Below are 15,793 nucleotides of genomic sequence, written 5' to 3' on the forward strand. Positions count from 1 at the left end.
CTAACTTCGTTCAACGAGGGCGCGCACGAGAACGATCTCATCGGCCCCCTCGCCCCATGCATATCCGATGCCCGTGACAGTCACTGGTGTGTTGGGCAGTGGCGGCTCCCCGATGACATCGTGACGCTGTGGGTCATAGGGCTCAGTCCGGCCTGGAACACCCGAGGGAGTCAGTCCCTCACGGGCGGCCATTCGCCGTACCCGCTCCCGGACGCGCTGAGCGGACTGACTGTCGGCAGCCCCGTCGACGTACGCGCAGAGCCCCGCAAAGGCGCGCATGACATCGATCCTGATCTGGCGCGACTGAGATTCGCGAAGCTCGTTGGTGCTCGCGGCGGCCTCGCCAAGTTTTTCCTCCATGCGGTGCAGCCGGTCATCACGCAACCGCACGGCTTCCTGGGCCTTGCCGAGCAGCTCCGTCATTTCTCTCGCCTGGCGATTGAGGGCCTCTACTTGGTGAGCAAGCTCGGATATCCGTGTCTCATTCCTGAGGCGCACAAGCCAGGCCCGGCCGATGTTGTCATCCCGTAGGACTCGGTCGAACGCTCGCTGAACGTCACTTTCATCCATGACGCGGGCAAGTGCAGTAGGGGCGGCGAGCGACCTGAGTAGCTGACGCCTCGTAGTGGCTGACTCGAGCCTCTTGACCACCAAGGGCTTGACTACGGTGGACGCTATGGCATCGCTCTCGAGCGCGCTGGCCAAGGGCGTGGTGGCGACCGCAGCCAGGTCATCAAACTCCACGTCCCGCCACCACATTTCGTCGGCGAGATCTGCCGGATGATTGCGCCAGATCCACCCCAGCACGTGCGCCCTCGAGCCGCTCGCATTCAGCGGAACGGACGTGAGACGCCGGGCCACCGCAGACTTGTCCTGGAGCGCAAGATTCTTCCAGGAGTCCTGATCCATCGCGCCTATAACGGCCGCCAGAACTCCAGCGACCCACTCACCCTTCTTGGCAGCATCTTTGGGCGTTTCCATCTCGCGGGTGGCACGAAGAACAGTGTCCAGGCTGAGGAGACCAACCGAGGGCGAACTCAACAACCTCCGAATCAGGAAGTCCTTGGCTTGCCGTAGCTCCTGGGCTCTGGCAGACGCAGAGTCAAGACCGCGCAACTCAGCCTCTGCAGCATCTATCAGAGCGGTCGCACCCTCGGGTCCCGCCAATTGCAGTGCATCAATTGCCTTGATCGTTTTGCTGTCCCTCGGCAGGGCCTGCAGGATCAAAGCAGCTCGATCGAGCGCCGGAACGGCCGCTTGAAGCACATCCTCAGACAGTGAGCCCACCGCGAGCCCAGCTGCCAAAGGATTTCGCATGGCACTGCCCAGTACCCCAGCCCAGTTCTCAGGCAGTTGGCCTGAGACTGAAGTCGCGCGGACGAGTTCGACAGCCGGGTGCATTTGCCTGTCCTCAGCACTGTGTGCGCTGCCTCGGCCCTTGTTGGTAGTTTCTGAGTTCACTGCCCCGCCGATAGCGCCATCGGCCACTTGCGGAGCAGCGTCAGCGCGTCGCTCGGCGCTACCGGCCTCGGGTTTCACCGTCACGGTGTTCTCGTCCCTGGTTGTCCGTTCGCCAATGTGGGCGGCTATGTCGGCCGAAACTGCATCGAGCGGAGCCTGCCCCACCCAGGTGTACTCGAGGCTCGCGCCCTTACCCGATGTCTTAATATTCTCGTTCGTCTCGAAAGTCGGGCGAGCCCGCTTCCACAGAGCGCTGACATCCCCGGTGAAGGCTTCCTTGACGCGCGCGATGAGGTCTTTGCTAGACGTTGGCTTCGATGAGTCGAGAAGGGCGAACGCGAAAGCCTGTGCAGGCGACGAGCGCACGAGCTCTGAGGTGCCAATCGGGTCGACGAACTTTCGATGGCGTAGCCCACCAGTCGCGGTGGCAAGCAGTATGTGATCCTCATCAACACCGAGTCGTACATCATCGGTTGACCCGTCACTCCAAAGAACAGTGACCTCAGAACCCCTGTGGGCGACGAGGCGTCCCTCTCGGAGGACCACCCGAGATTTCCTATCGAGGTCTATGACCACCTGAGGCGCTTTCACCCGCGTTATTCTATCCACAGCACCGGCTTCATCCCGACCTTAGCGATCAGTTCGACGAGCGCGTGCGCTGGAACGTCTTTCGTCGCCGACCATACCTCCGCGGTGCTGCTGGCAGGTGAAGCGGCGTACCTGGTCCCGACGCTTAACGTGCCGGCGGTTTAAGACTGCGGCGGCAATGATCAGGACGACGGCGGAAGCGCCGGGGAGGAGATGCTGCAGCTTGATGGCCGCGGGTTGAGCTGACGCAGGCGATGCAGAAACTGTGGTGGGACAATTCACAGCTGCACCAAAAGCTTCAAATCGCGGTGTTACAGCGGCTAACGACTTCTTCTCAGTATTGGCGCAGGAACACGGCAGCATTGGATCAAGACAGGCTTTGCCTATGAGATCACATGGGACGATTTACGCACCAAGACATACGCATCGAGCATGGGGACACCGATGACCTTCGACTTCCACTCCGATACTCCGGCCGGCAAGGACCCCGACTCCTTCAGTCCTGCCCTGCGGAAGTACCACCAACTGCTGTGGAGCAAGGAGTTGCCCGCCGGCCCGCACTTCGACCTGACAATGGAACCCCGCGCATACCTCGTGCACCGATCCTCGTCCGGTGTTTTCTTCCTCCCAGCGACGCCATCACCACCAGGCTGCGAAGGAAGGCATGGAACGTCATCCGTGACATACCGGAAGACGACCTACCCGAGTACCTCGGCTACACCCCCGGAAGCACGCTCGTGTTTCCAGGCAACAGGATCGGCAGAAAGCCGACGATTATTGGTGCACGCGGACTCCATCCCAGGATTGCCGATCGCTTCGACCTGACACTGGAGTGCATCCGCCGCCACTATCTTGGCGAGCCGAGCCCCCTCGCAGATGTCCTGCTCAGATATGCCGAATTCTTCGCACTGTTCAGGGACTTCGCCGGGTACGTCAAGTTCTTTTTACTGGAAGACCTCGTGGAGGATGACGGCAAGGCCATCCGGTTCTTCCACTCGTTCGCCGACTTCAGCACACCAGCCGTTCCAAAAAACCGTGACGAATACCTCGAGTATCTACGGCTCAGCAACGCATTCGTCTCCGCCCGCAATCGAAGGATCGACGAAGCTTGAAGGCCGGATTGCACGATAAACGGGAAGTCCTTCGGAGGGCCGTAAGGGCGTCAAACCTTGGTTCGAGCCGTAACTTACGGGCTTGCTGACCCCTGAGCGGGGCAGAACCAGCAAAACATGCAGGATTGTCAGTGCCGGATGCCATTATGGGTGGCATTGATTGAGTGACGGCGTTAATGCGAGTGCCGTAGATGGGGGAATTTGATGAGTCTGTCCAACCGCGAGTATGTGGGCCGGGCGCTTGAGGCCTTGGCGGTTGGCCTTGAGCCGTACATCGCAGGAGTGCTTGGTGAGGTGGCCCCTGGGGTGGCCTGGACCAAGATCATCCAGCACAAGGACGAGAACGCCGGACGCGCTGCGCAGACATACGCGCCCACGGATCTCAGCCTGCAGCTGCGCATCATGACTGAATCCATGGGCTCACTCGGGTACCCCTTCAACCTTCCGCACGATGCGCGTAGCCACACCTCCGAGCTGCGCCAGGCACGCAACCTTTGGGCACACAACGAGTCCTTCGACGACCCCGATACCTTCCGTACGCTGGACACCGCAGGTCGGCTGGCCAAGGTGATCGGGCTGGACCAAACTCACAGCGAGTTGGCTGCGCTTCTCACCGAGTACCAGGACCGGTCTTCTCCGAACCACGAACAGCCGGAAGAAGACCAGCAGGCTCTGCCCGCCGCCGTCGTGCAGCCGGACCTCCCGGGGGCAAACTCCTCAGTTGAACCTGTAGCCCATGAACCGGCGGCATCGGCTGCCCACGTTGTGGTTGAGGTGACCACAGCAGATGCACTGAGCTATGCGATGGCGCATAACGGCTTCCGCTTCGTCAGGCAGGTCAAGATCACCAACGTTGGCGCGGAAATTCGTGGTGCCGTTGTCCATGTGGAGGCCTCCGGGCAGTCGGGGCGGATCTCCGGCGACTTCCAGCAGTACGTGGACCTGGCCGCAGGCCAGACCATCACGCTCGATGACCTCAACGTCCCAGTTCAGGCCGCCACCATGTATGAACTGGCGGACCGGCAGATGGGAAAGGTGCTGGTGACCGTCCAATCGGCAGGCGCGGATGCCGCCGTGACTGAGCTGGGCCGCTCAGAGACGGACCTGACGCTCCTGCCCGCCCAGTTGTGGATCGCCGGGCGGGGACTCGTCTCCTACGAGTTCCTGGCCGCGTACGTGCAACCGCACCATCCCAGCATTGCCAAGCTTATGTCCGAGGCCGCCGACATCCTCATGCAAACAACGGGCAGCGGCAGCTTCGACGGGTACCTCGAAGACGCGGACCGGGTTGACCAGATCGTGTTCGCCATCGCCCAGGCCATGAGCGCCCGCGACATCCGCTACAGCATGCCACCCGCCAGCTGGGGACTGGAAGGCCAGCAGGTCCGTACGCCGGCGCAGGTCCTTGACGACCGTCTGGGCACGTGCCTCGACACCACGCTGGTCCTCGCCGCCGCATTGGAATTCTGCGGCATCAGGCCTCTGCTCTGGCTAGTGGACGGCCACGCCTTCCTTGGCTACTGGCGCGAGGAAGGCAGCCTCAGCACTGCCGCGTCCGACGACGTGCCCGAGCTGGTCAGCCTTGTACAGCGGGGCTTCATCGGCCTCGTGGAAACCACGCTCCTCACCGGCAGTCAGCCGATCTCGGCGGCCGCACTCCGCAACAGCCCGCTGAACCGTTATGTGGAAAGCGGCAATAACGAGATCAACGCGGTGACTGACATTAGGCGCGCCCGCCTCGATGGCATCTACCCGCTGCCTGCCCGCACCACCTCCGACGCCGGAACCCACACCGTGGTCAACTACGTCCCGGAAACCAAGACTGCGCCGGCGCTGCCGAAGAAGGCAGCCTCAAGCGGAGGAACGGTCAGGACCACAACCGATGTTCCACCCCGGGTGGTCCAATGGAAGAACGCCCTGCTGGACCTGAGCCTGCGGAACAGGCTCATCAACTTCACTGATACGGCCCGGTTCCCACTGGCAGTGCCCACGGCATGGATGGGCGCGTTCGAGGACCTCATCAGCAAGGGCACGTCCGTCAGCCTGCTACCGTCCAACCAGATCAGCGCCATCCACCAGGAGCGCGGCGTCCGCTTCGGCAAGGACCTTCCCCAAGACGAACTCGCGGACCTGCTCAGCTCCAAAAAGTCGGTGTTTGCCGAGGTCAGCGAAGACGGCTACAACGCCAAGATGCGCGGCCTCGCCTACAAGGCGAAGACCCAGTCAGAGGAAACCGGAGCCAACAACCTCTACCTGGCCCTCGGCAGCCTGATGTGGGAGCTGGACGGCCGGGCGCTTCGGTCCCCGCTGGTTCTGGTCCCGGTGAAACTGACTTCCGCAGGAAAAAACGGTCTGTACCGGGTCACTCTGGATGAGACCGGCCAGTCGACGCCAAACTATTGCCTCCTCGAGAAGCTGGCCCAGTCTCACGACCTGCGCATCCCCGGCCTTGCCGAGCCGGAGGAAGACGGTTTTGGGATCGATCTGGACGCTGCCTTTGATGCAGTCCGGGCCGCCGTTTCGGCCAAGGGCCTCGCCTTCAGGGTGGAAAACACCGTGGACCTGTCCATGTTGCAGTTCGCCAAGTTCCGGCTGTGGAAGGACCTTGACGAGAACTGGAGGGAGTTTACGGCCAACAGCCTGGTCAATCACCTGATCAACACCCCCACAGAACTGTATTCAGACAGTGTTCCCGTCACGCCGGACGTTGACCTGGACGCCCTTGCGGCGCATTGTCCAATACCCGCGGATTCGTCGCAGCTGGAGGCAGTCGCGTCTGCAGTCTCCGGCCAGACGTTCGTCTTGGAAGGCCCTCCGGGCACCGGAAAGTCACAGACCATCACTAACCTCTTAACGCGCGCCATTGTTGACGGCAAACGCGTTTTGTTCGTTGCCGAGAAGCGGGCAGCACTCGATGTTGTTCAGAGGCGGCTCGACGACGTCGGGATGGGGCCGTTCTCCCTTGACCTGCATGACAAGGGCAGCAAGCCGGCGGTAGTCAGGGCGCAGATCAAACACGCCCTGGAACTGCGCTTGTCTGCGAATCAGCAGCAGCTTGAGACCGCCTCCACCGACCTTGCCTCAGCCCGGCGTGGACTGGTCCGCTACGCCACCAACGTCCATGAGGAGAACGGCGCGCAGCTGTCCCTCTACAGCGCGCGGACCAAGGCGCTGACCTATGAACCTGATCACGCGACGGTTCAGCTCAGTCCGGAGCTGACCGCGTCCTTGAATGATTCCACCCTGGACTCGATCCGGCAGGTGTTCAGGGAACTTCCAGAGTTCACGGACCCCGTCCGTCCTGGACCTGATCACCCATGGCGGTTTGCCTCTGTCGCCGGCGGTGGGCAGCAGGAGCAGCAACTGCTGGCTCTGGGATGTCGCCTCAACGAGGCGCTGAATGCCTTGCGGCCAACGCCTGGACTGCCGTCGGTTCTGGACGCAGCGCAGACGCCGGCCGACGTCGCAACGCTCGCCACACTGCTGCAGGACCGGGACGTCCCGTTGGGAACGCTGGATGCGGTCCGCTCCAGCGACTGGTCACTTAATGCTGAACAGCTGGAGAACCTGGTTACGGCCTTTGCGTCCGTCCAGCATCCGGGCCTTGAGCAGGTAGCGCCGGCGGCTATGGACCTTCCTCTGCCAGAAATCCTCGGCCGCGCACAGCAGGCCGCAGCTTCCGGGTTCTGGGGACGCAAAAAGCGGTTGTTGGCAGTGGCCGCCGAACTGTCTTCCGTGCTTGCTCCTGGAGCTGAGATCCGCCACAAGGAGCTGGTGCCGCTGCTGGAGAAACTGGTGGCGGTCCAGCACGAGGTCTCCGGCCTGCGGGCAACGCGGGGCTCTTTGCCTGGGCTGCCTGCAGACCAGCAATGGAACCCTCTGACGCCGGACGCCCAAGCCGACCTGCGGCACCGCATATCCTGGCTGCGCTGGGCCGCGCAGGCGGTGCAGCCGGCTTCGAAGCCCGCCGTCGCGAGCTTCCAGAGCGAGCTCCGTACGTTCCTGAAGGATGCCCCTGACGTCCACCAGAACGTTGTCGGCTGGCTGCGGGAGCTTTCCCATGCCTGGGAAGAATTCCTGAAGATTCAAGGTGTGGGTAGCGATGACCTGCGTGCGTGGACCGGTGTGCTGGGCTTCCTGGCCCGATGGTGGGAAACGTCCGTGCCGCGGCGACTGGACGCGGCAGGGTCGGTACCGCTGACGCGGTGGCTCGAGCTGATCCGTCATGTCGAACCGTTGCGTGCCGCGGGGCTGGTGGACGCCCGTATTGCCATCCTCGACGGCGAGCTGGAAGCCGATGACGCAGCAGCAGCCTTTGAACGCGGCTTGGCTGAAGGGTCGCTGGCCGAACGCCGGATCGCTACCGGGTTGGGCGACTTTGATGCCGCGGTGCACGAGCGCACCATCGAGCGGTTCACCACGCGCGCGGAAGCGGTACGCGAGCTGCTCAAAACCAACCTTGCCGCCGGGGTTCTGCGCTCCCGGACGGTCTCGTCGTCGACCTCCGGGCGCATGGGCGAGCTGCAACGGCAACTGACCAGGCAACGAGGTGGGTTGTCCGTTCGAAAACTGATGGAACACTATGCAGACCTCATCACGGGGATCATGCCCTGCACGCTGGTCAGCCCGGATTCGGTGGCGCGGTTCTTCCCTGCCAAGGCCGGTCTGTTTGACATCGTGGTGTTCGATGAAGCCTCACAAATCCGGGTTGCCGACGCGGTGGGTGCCATGGGCCGCGGTGCGTCAGTGGTAGTGGTGGGTGACAGCAAGCAGATGCCGCCCACGTCGTTCGCCGAGATTTCCTCCGACGCCGGCAGCGACGGCGACGCCGAGATCTCCGTGGTGGAGGATATGGAGTCGATCCTTTCCGAGTGCGTGGAAGCGCGGGTGCCGCGGCAGTGGCTGTCCTGGCACTACCGGAGCCAGGACGAATCGCTGATTGCTTTCAGTAACCAGCAGTACTACGACAGCAAGCTTTCCTCGTTCCCGGGCCCGTCCCACGGGGCTGCGAATTCGGGTGTCCGCGGGCACGGGGTGAACTTTGTCCGGGTTGACGGCCAGTTCCACCGCTCGGGGCCGTCCAAGGTCCTCCGTACCAATCCTGTGGAGGCTGCTGCGGTGGTGGCCGAGATCCGTCGCAGGTTTGATGCTGATCCGGCGGGGACTCCCTCCATCGGTGTGGTGACGTTCAACCTGCAGCAGCGTGCCCTGATTGAAGGGCTGCTGCGCGACACGGAAGAGCCGCGCATTGTCGCTGCCCTGGACGAGGATTCAGAAGGGCTTTTCGTCAAAAACCTTGAGAACGTGCAGGGCGATGAGCGGGACGTCATCCTGTTCTCGACCGGGTTCAGCAAGAATGACAAGGGATATCTGCCGTTGAACTTTGGTCCCTTGAACCGGTCTGGTGGGGAGCGGCGCCTTAACGTTGCTGTCACCCGTGCACGCCGGCAAGTTGTTGTTTTTTCCAGCTTCAACCCGGCCGATCTGCGCTCGGAGGAAACCAGCTCCGTTGGCATCAAGCACTTGCGGTCCTACCTTGATCTCGCCGAACAGGGGACTGCCGCGCTACCTTACGATGGGCGCCGCGCCGCCAGTATTGACCTGCACCGGGAAGAGATTGCCGATGCGCTGCGGGACCGAGGCTTTGTCATTGCAACAGACGTGGGGCTGTCCGACTTCAAAGTTGATATCAGCGTTGCCGTTCCCGACAACCCCAACCGCCCGTTGATGGCCGTCCTTCTGGACAGCCCCGCGTGGGCTGCCCGCCGGACGGCGGGCGACCGGGACGGGCTTCCCGGGGATGTTCTTACCCGCATGATGCGCTGGCCCTCAGTGCAGCGGGTCTGGCTACCGGCCTGGCTGGCCGACCGGGACGCCGTGCTGGACAAGCTTGAAGCTGCTCTGGAGGAAGCGTACGAGGCGGCGGCTCCTGCTTCAGAACCTCAGGATGCGTTGACTGGCGGAACTCCCGCGGTGACGCGCTCCGGACGACGGGCGGCAGAAGCGGCCGCACCTGAGCAGGAGTTCGTTCTGGTCGCAGGCAAGGACACTTCGCCTCTTGGCCAGGGAACCCTCCTGGAGGCCTTTCAAGCGAACCCTAGGCCAGCCACGCTTGTAACCGTATCCGCCCAGTCCAGCTACGAGCCTTGGACTGTCCGGCGCTTCGGCGGCCTTGAAGTACTGGACACGCTTCGCTCCCGCCGCTCCGTAACAGCCGTACGTGAAGCTATCCAAGATGTGATCGCAGCAGAAGGACCTATCCACCAGGAGCGGCTCGCCAAGCTCGTCTGCGCTGCTTTTGAACTCAACAAGGTGAACTCGCAAAGGGCAAATTCCGTACTCGATGTTTTGGACGAATCGCTCCACTACTGCGACGCCGACGGTTTTATCTGGGACGCCTCGGTTGACCGGGAGATGTGGGAGCAGTTCCGCCCGAACAGCGCTGACATCACGAGGAAGCCTGAGCACATCAGCGTTGTCGAAATTCGGAACGCGATGGTCGACATCGTGCGGCTCTCCGGTGGCATCGCAGTGGACGAGCTCCACCGAGAAACCATCAGGACTTTCGGTGGTAAGCGTTTGACGGCAGGTGTGACAGCCCGCCTGAACGAAGGACTGCAGTATGGCGTCGACACGAAGAGGCTTGAGCTTCGAGGTGCATTCGTGCAGCTGGCTAGCTAGGCGAATAAGGCATTTAGGCAATCATTGATTTTTCCCAGAAGGCATAGCAAGCGGGCCTGCAGATGCCGTTAGCTAGCTGGCGCTCGCACCCTAAACAAATTGATTCAAATTTTGATCGGAGTTCCCATGTCCCAAGAACCCACACTGCTCTTTCTGCACGGCGTCGGAGACGGAAACAGAGACCGTGCCTGGCTGACTGGCCTTGAGGCGGCGTTATCGCGCCTGGGGTATCCGGGCATAAACCCTGAACGCATACTTGCACCCAGGTATGCTCACGCACTCAGGGACAGTGATGAATCCTTCCCTCTTCCGAAGATTAACGTCAAGCAGCCTGCGAGGGATAAGGTCCGCCAGAATCGCCGGGATTTTGAGCGACGCACAGCTGCGCTGGAGTTTCGGTTAGGAAGACATGACCAGGGAACCGGCTGGGGTGGCGCCGAACTAGTGGTTAACGGGGCGGCGAACCTTCCCGGTTTCGCGCAAGTCCGAAAGTACCTCGGTGACGCTGACGTCAGAGCACAGGTTCTGCGGCTCATCCTTAGCAAACTGCCCGGCGCCGGCCGGATAGTAATTGTTGGTCATAGCCTAGGTTCAGTAATTGCTGCAGACCTGATTCAGCGGTTACCAAAAGAGCTCGTGGTGGTCGGCTTGGTCACCATCGGCAGCCCACTGGCGAGCGGCAGATTCAATGTCGACAAACTGCGCGAAAATATGCAGGAGCCACCCACCAACTTGGCTTGGTGGGCAAATTTCTGGAACGTGCTGGACCCAGTAGCGGCCCACAGGGGCCTGTCGTCGGTGTACAACTGGATGCTTGACTTCCGAATTGGAACCGGATTCAACCACCACGTACACGACGCCGAAACGTACCTTTCACACGATGCCGTCGCCGAAGCCGTGGGGTTTGGGCTCTTCGGATCCAAGTCCAAGGAAATCGTCCTAGCGGAGCGAGGTCTCGATATTCCACTGGATGCGTCTGAACTGACTGCCTTGGTGGCACTGCGTTATGCCCATCTGCTCAAGGAACGGCTTGACGGCGAACAGGGTATTCGATTTGCTGGAGCGTTGCGGCAAGTGCAGGCCACAGTCGTCGATGAAATTCGTCAAAGGAATAAGGAAGCGGGGAGGCCGCTGCCCTCTCAAGTTGCAAGGCTGGCCTTCGACGCATCAGACTCGAATGCGAACGTCCCTGAGCCCCTGCCGAGCCGTCATCTCACCAAAGAGGACGCGGTAACGCTACTGACAGTTCTGGCATCCGAAAATGTGATCCGGCCGTTTGATATCAATGTAGACCGCGGTAAATGGCTCGGCGCAATGCGGGAGCTTACCTCGGAGATGGGGTTGGGTAGCCAGTACGGTACTCACGTTTTTGAGGCTGCCAAAGAGGCCCAAGATGTGCTCAGTGGAGCGCTCGTAATTGATTGGAAGAAATGGGGAGCACTCGGCGCGGGTGCCGTTGCACTAGTCGTTGCTACCGGCGGCCTGGCCCTGGCTGCGGCACCTGGGGTAGTCGGGGCCGCAGTCATCACGAGTGCCCTGGCCGGATTCGGTCCTGGAGGGATGATTGGTGGACTTCTAACTGCGGGAACGCTGGTGGGTGCGGGTGGTGGTGGCATCGCCTTTAGCCTTGCCAGCCCCGGCACTTCAGCCGAAACCGTCGAAGCAGTGATTCAGCGCCGCTTGGCGGCCGCAATACTGCGCCGGCGGCAAAACCTTGAACCGGACTACGCGTTGTGGAGCATCCTAACTTCAAATGAGATAACAGTCCGCCGCGAATATGAGCGGCTGGACGAGTTCTCCGATGAGTCCGCTCAGGCACTGAGAGAACTGAAGAAGAAGCTTGAGACAATTGGAAGGGCAATGAAGTACTTGTCCGAGAACGGCCTTGAGCCGAAGCTGGTTGAAGATCTAGCGGAAGATGCAGAGGACCTGGCGGAGAGCCAGGACACTGCTGCGCGCCAGCCCTCACCACTTAGCTAGGCGTACTGTTCACCGAGGTTGGGAACGCACGGCTCGCAGCCTTATGCCCAGGGCCGGTGGGCGCGTCATAATCGGCCAGTTCTTGATCTTACAAATGGTTTGAGGGGACTTGGCCCGGCGATCTGTTTCAGCCGGCCGTTCCGTACTGTGACCACCCGAGGGCGTTTCGACGTCGAATGAAGATGGAGACTCAATGCTCATAAAGTTGCTCAAAGCGCGGGTTCTGCTTTGGCCTGTTCTGCTGATCATCGTGCTAGTTGTTGCGGGAACGGGCGCCGCTTTCGCATTCGGTGGACTCAACGCTCTCGCTCTCAGTTCGCTGTTCACCAGCAGCGCGAACGAACGCGATTCGCAGGTGATTCAGGCTGTCACGCGCGTGCAAGAGGTCGCCTTGCTAAGTCTTCACATCGAGGGTGTCTCGAGGAACGAAAGCAGCGGAGAGATTTTCGGCGTGGCCGTACCCGCGAGCGAGAAGACGACGCTGATCCAGTACAAGTTCGACGCAAAATTAGGCATCGATGGGTCACAGGTGACGATCGAACCCACCGGCCCAGAGTCGTTTCGGGTGACTGTCCCTCAATTCATTGGCATCGGCTTTGACGATCCCGTGTTCGAGGACCCCCTCGAAAGCAGCAACGCGCTTGGCTGGCTGGCAACGCCAGCCGTTCAAACTCGCATGGTGAACAACATCCTCAGTGACGAGAACAAGCAGAAGTACATCTCCCAAAACGAAGCAGCGCTGAAGGAGCAGGCCAGGGTTTTCTACTCCGGGCTCATCGCAAGCGTTGATCCCGAAATCACCATCGACTTTGCGTTCGCAGGATAGATGCCGGCGGCGCTCCGTCCTCGCCGCATGAGCCCGAGAGTATGCTGCCGCAGTGACGTCTCCGGGTGCGCGCCCAGGACCTTGGCGCCGTCGTTGTTGCGGGCAATGCCTCTGCTCTTTGGGGTTCGGCAGGATCAACCCCGGCCGAGTCGGGCGCCGTTTTCGACAAGCTCGACCACCGCCAACTCCAACCGGAACACCCACAGCAGCACATCCTCACCCGGCACGTACCAGTCGCGGGCCGGGACCCTCCGGAAGCCCAGGGATTCGTAAAGAGCATGCGCCCGTTCCATGAACGTCGCGCTCGTTATGCTGATCGCCCTGATATTCGGCAACGACTCCGCGTGTTCGATGACCCGCCGGACAACGGCACGCCCAACGCCGCCGCCTTGAACGGCAGGATCAACCGCGAGCATGCGGAACTCGAGCTCATTTTCCATTGCGATCTCGCTGTACGGTTGCCCTGCGAAGGTGAGCGTCACTGCCGCCACGACTGCGCCCGATGATTCGGCGACCCACACCTCGGCATGCTTCGCCCGGTGTTCCACGTCATCCAGCGCACTCATGTATGGGTGGTCGGCAGCGAAGTGCCCGGCGTGGAGGTACGCCTCTCGCGTGATTCTCTGGACCTCTGGATAGTCGGCGGCCGTTGCCAGCCTGAAAACCACAGTCACGGCGCAGCAACCCCGGTCCCAGCCACCCGCTCAACGTACTCCTCGAGTCGCGCCAGCACCGGCTGCGAGGACTCATCACCCACTGCGTCTGCCCCTACGGCATTGGCCACCGCCAGCGCACGCTCATAGGAAAGCCCTGAACGAAGCGCCAGAACAAGCGCCGCGCAGAAGGCATCTCCCGCACCGATGGTGTTGGCCACCGCCACCGACGAGGCCGGCGCCTCGGCCACTTTGCGTCCGCGCTCGAACATCGCCGAGCCGTCCTTCCCGTACGTCACGGCCACGAGCTTCACGGAAGCCAGTGCAGGAATCAGCTCGTACTCCGTCTCGTTGACGATCACCAGGTCGCACCGCTCCAGCAGCTCCGCCGGCAGGTCCATAGCAGGCGCGGCGTTCAGCACGAAGAACCCGGTGGACCTCCGGGCGGCCTCCAGCACCACCGGCAGGCCGACCTCGAGCTGGCACAGCACCGTCTCGTCCGGCCCAAACTCCACGCCCTCCAAGGAAAACGCAGCGTTGGCCCCCGGGCACACCACAATCTGGTTCTCGCCGTCGCGGTCCACCACGATCAGCGCGGTGCCGGTCGCGTCGCCGTCGAGCACCGCCACATCAGCGGTGTCCACGCCCGCTCCGGAAAGGGCCTCCAACATCCGCCGGCCCTGGGCGTCGTCGCCCACCGCGCCGATCATCCGCGCGCTCCCGCCCAGACGTGCAGCTGCAACGGCCTGGTTGGCTCCCTTGCCGCCCGGCTGCTGCTGCAGCACGCCGCCGCCGATGGTTTCCCCGGCAGTGGGAAGCCGATCGGTGGTGGCAATGATGTCCAGGTTGATGCTGCCGACGACGGTGACGGCAGGAAGCTGAGTGCTCATAAGGAAGTCCTATCAGGTCGAGCCAGGGGCGGCTGAATTAGGAAATAGTGTACGGCATGGTTGTACTTGTTCGTCATACATGGTTGTATAACAACTGATTTCCCATCCGCAGGACCCCCTGCAGAGAACAATGGAGTTTGATGTGAACACCCCAGCCAGCGCCACCGCCTCGCCGCCCACCGCCGTCGAAAGCGAAACCGATGTGAACAGACTTGGCGGCCGTCCCGCCGCCCTGCTCATTTCCACCCTGCTGCTCGGCGTGCTGTCCTTCCAGCTCAACGCCAGCATGGTCACCCCGGCCCTGCCGCGGATCGCCGCCAGCTTCGGCCAGGCCCCCGACGCGGCCGCCCCCGTGCAGTCCATGTTCTTCCTCGCCGGCGCCATCGCCGGCCCCGTAATCGGACGGTGGAGCGACTTCATCGGCCGCCGTGCGGCGCTCCTGCTGGTGCTGGCCATCATGAGCGCCGGCACCATCCTCTGCATCGCGGCGCCCACGCTGCCGCTGCTCATCACCGGCCGCTTCCTGCAGGGCGTGTCCAGCGCCGTCTTCGCCCTGTCCTACATCGTGCTCAGCGAAAATCTGCAGCCGCGCGTCTTCGGCACGTCCGTGGGCATCATCGCCGCCATCAACGGCGGCATCGGGGGAGTGGACGGCTACGTCGGCGGCCTGATGTCCGAGACCCTCGGCTTCCGGTCCATCTTCGCCGTCGTCCTGGTGCTCACCGCCGTCGCCGCCGGCTGCATCCTCAAGACGGTCCCGAAGGGACGGCCGCAGCACGTCCGCGGCGCCATGGACTGGTGGGGAGCGGGCTCGCTCTCGGTGTTCCTGGTGTTCATCACGTACTTCGTCTCCGGCGGGTCGGCCGCCGGCTGGACCGCGCCCGGCACCCTGGCCCTGCTGGCCGGCACCGTCGCGTCCTTCGCCGCCTTCTGGATGATCGAGAAACGGCGCAGCCACCCGCTCATCGCGGTCCACCACCTGCGCTCACGCCAGGTCTGGCCCGTCATCGCCACCACCGTGCTGACCCTCGCCGGCATCTTCGCCGTCATGAACTTCACCGTGGTGCTGCTCAGCCAGGACAACCGCTCCGGCTTCGGGCTCAGCCCGTCCCTGTCCGCCCTGCTGTTCCTCACCCCGGCCGCGCTCATCGGCGTCTTCGCGGCCCCGCTCGCCGGCTGGCTCGCCGGCCGCCGCGGCTGGATCAAGACCCTCCGCACCGGCACCGCCCTGAGCCTGGCCTGCGCCGTGGCTGCCGCCTTGTTTTCCGGCAACCAAGTGGCGGTGATGATCGCCGTCGCGGCCCTCGGCATCTTCTACAACGGCCTGTTCCTCACTGCCATCAACGGACTCTCCGTCCTGCTTTCCCCCAAGGAAGCACCCGCTTCCCTGCCAAGCATCAACGGCGCCTCCTTCGGCATCGGGGCGAGCCTCGGCGTCGTAATTGTTGCCCCGTTCGCCGCCCAGGCGACCTCCGCCGGCTACGCCACCGCCCTCTGGATCTCGGTGGCCATCACCGCCGCCGCGTTCATCGTCAGCCTCTTCGTCGCCGCCCCCAAGGGCGAGACCCTCTGAACCCTTGTCCCTGACTGAAAGAAGGACCA

General features: G+C 62.6%; 7 protein-coding genes and 1 pseudogene. 5 read left to right on the forward strand and 3 right to left on the reverse strand.

Annotated elements, in window-relative coordinates; genetic code table 11:
* On the reverse strand, window positions 1–2,037 hold the full coding sequence (locus G9E11_RS12265) for a coiled-coil domain-containing protein (RefSeq protein WP_194718149.1): 2,037 nt from the start codon (window positions 2,035–2,037) through the stop codon (window positions 1–3).
* A gap of 456 nt (window positions 2,038–2,493) precedes the next feature.
* Here G9E11_RS12265 and G9E11_RS12270 point away from each other — a divergent pair.
* From G9E11_RS12270 to G9E11_RS12285, 4 genes and pseudogenes are all read left to right on the forward strand, one after another.
* A pseudogene (locus tag G9E11_RS12270) lies at window positions 2,494–3,161 on the forward strand (DUF6994 family protein).
* 204 nt (window positions 3,162–3,365) lie between these two features.
* A complete protein-coding gene (locus tag G9E11_RS12275; RefSeq protein ID WP_190606128.1) occupies window positions 3,366–9,842 on the forward strand; it encodes a DUF3320 domain-containing protein in 6,477 nt (2,158 codons plus the stop codon).
* Window positions 9,843–9,968: 126 nt separating this feature from the next.
* Window positions 9,969–11,822 (forward strand): alpha/beta hydrolase, encoded by a 1,854-nt coding sequence (locus tag G9E11_RS12280; RefSeq protein WP_190606131.1) that lies wholly within the window; start codon window positions 9,969–9,971, stop codon window positions 11,820–11,822.
* Window positions 11,823–12,015: 193 nt separating this feature from the next.
* Window positions 12,016–12,648, forward strand: coding sequence for a hypothetical protein (locus G9E11_RS12285; protein WP_190606133.1), 633 nt, complete (start codon window positions 12,016–12,018; stop codon window positions 12,646–12,648).
* A gap of 134 nt (window positions 12,649–12,782) precedes the next feature.
* On the opposite strand, the gene G9E11_RS12290 is transcribed toward G9E11_RS12285, so the two are convergent.
* Both G9E11_RS12290 and G9E11_RS12295 read right to left on the reverse strand, forming a co-directional pair.
* Window positions 12,783–13,322 (reverse strand): GNAT family N-acetyltransferase, encoded by a 540-nt coding sequence (locus tag G9E11_RS12290; protein ID WP_190606135.1) that lies wholly within the window; start codon window positions 13,320–13,322, stop codon window positions 12,783–12,785.
* Entirely contained in the window at window positions 13,319–14,191 is an 873-nt protein-coding gene (locus G9E11_RS12295) for a ribokinase (protein ID WP_190606137.1), read from the reverse strand. Before G9E11_RS12295 ends, G9E11_RS12290 begins: the two co-directional genes overlap by 4 nt.
* A 142-nt stretch (window positions 14,192–14,333) precedes the next feature.
* Between G9E11_RS12295 and G9E11_RS12300 the strand changes: the two genes are divergently transcribed.
* Complete coding sequence (locus G9E11_RS12300) at window positions 14,334–15,764, forward strand: MFS transporter (RefSeq protein ID WP_190606139.1); 1,431 nt, start codon at window positions 14,334–14,336, stop codon at window positions 15,762–15,764.
* The last annotated feature ends 29 nt before the right edge of the window (window positions 15,765–15,793 follow it).

The sequence above is a fragment of the Arthrobacter ipis genome, from assembly GCF_014694315.1.
GTDB lineage: Bacteria > Actinomycetota > Actinomycetes > Actinomycetales > Micrococcaceae > Arthrobacter > Arthrobacter ipis.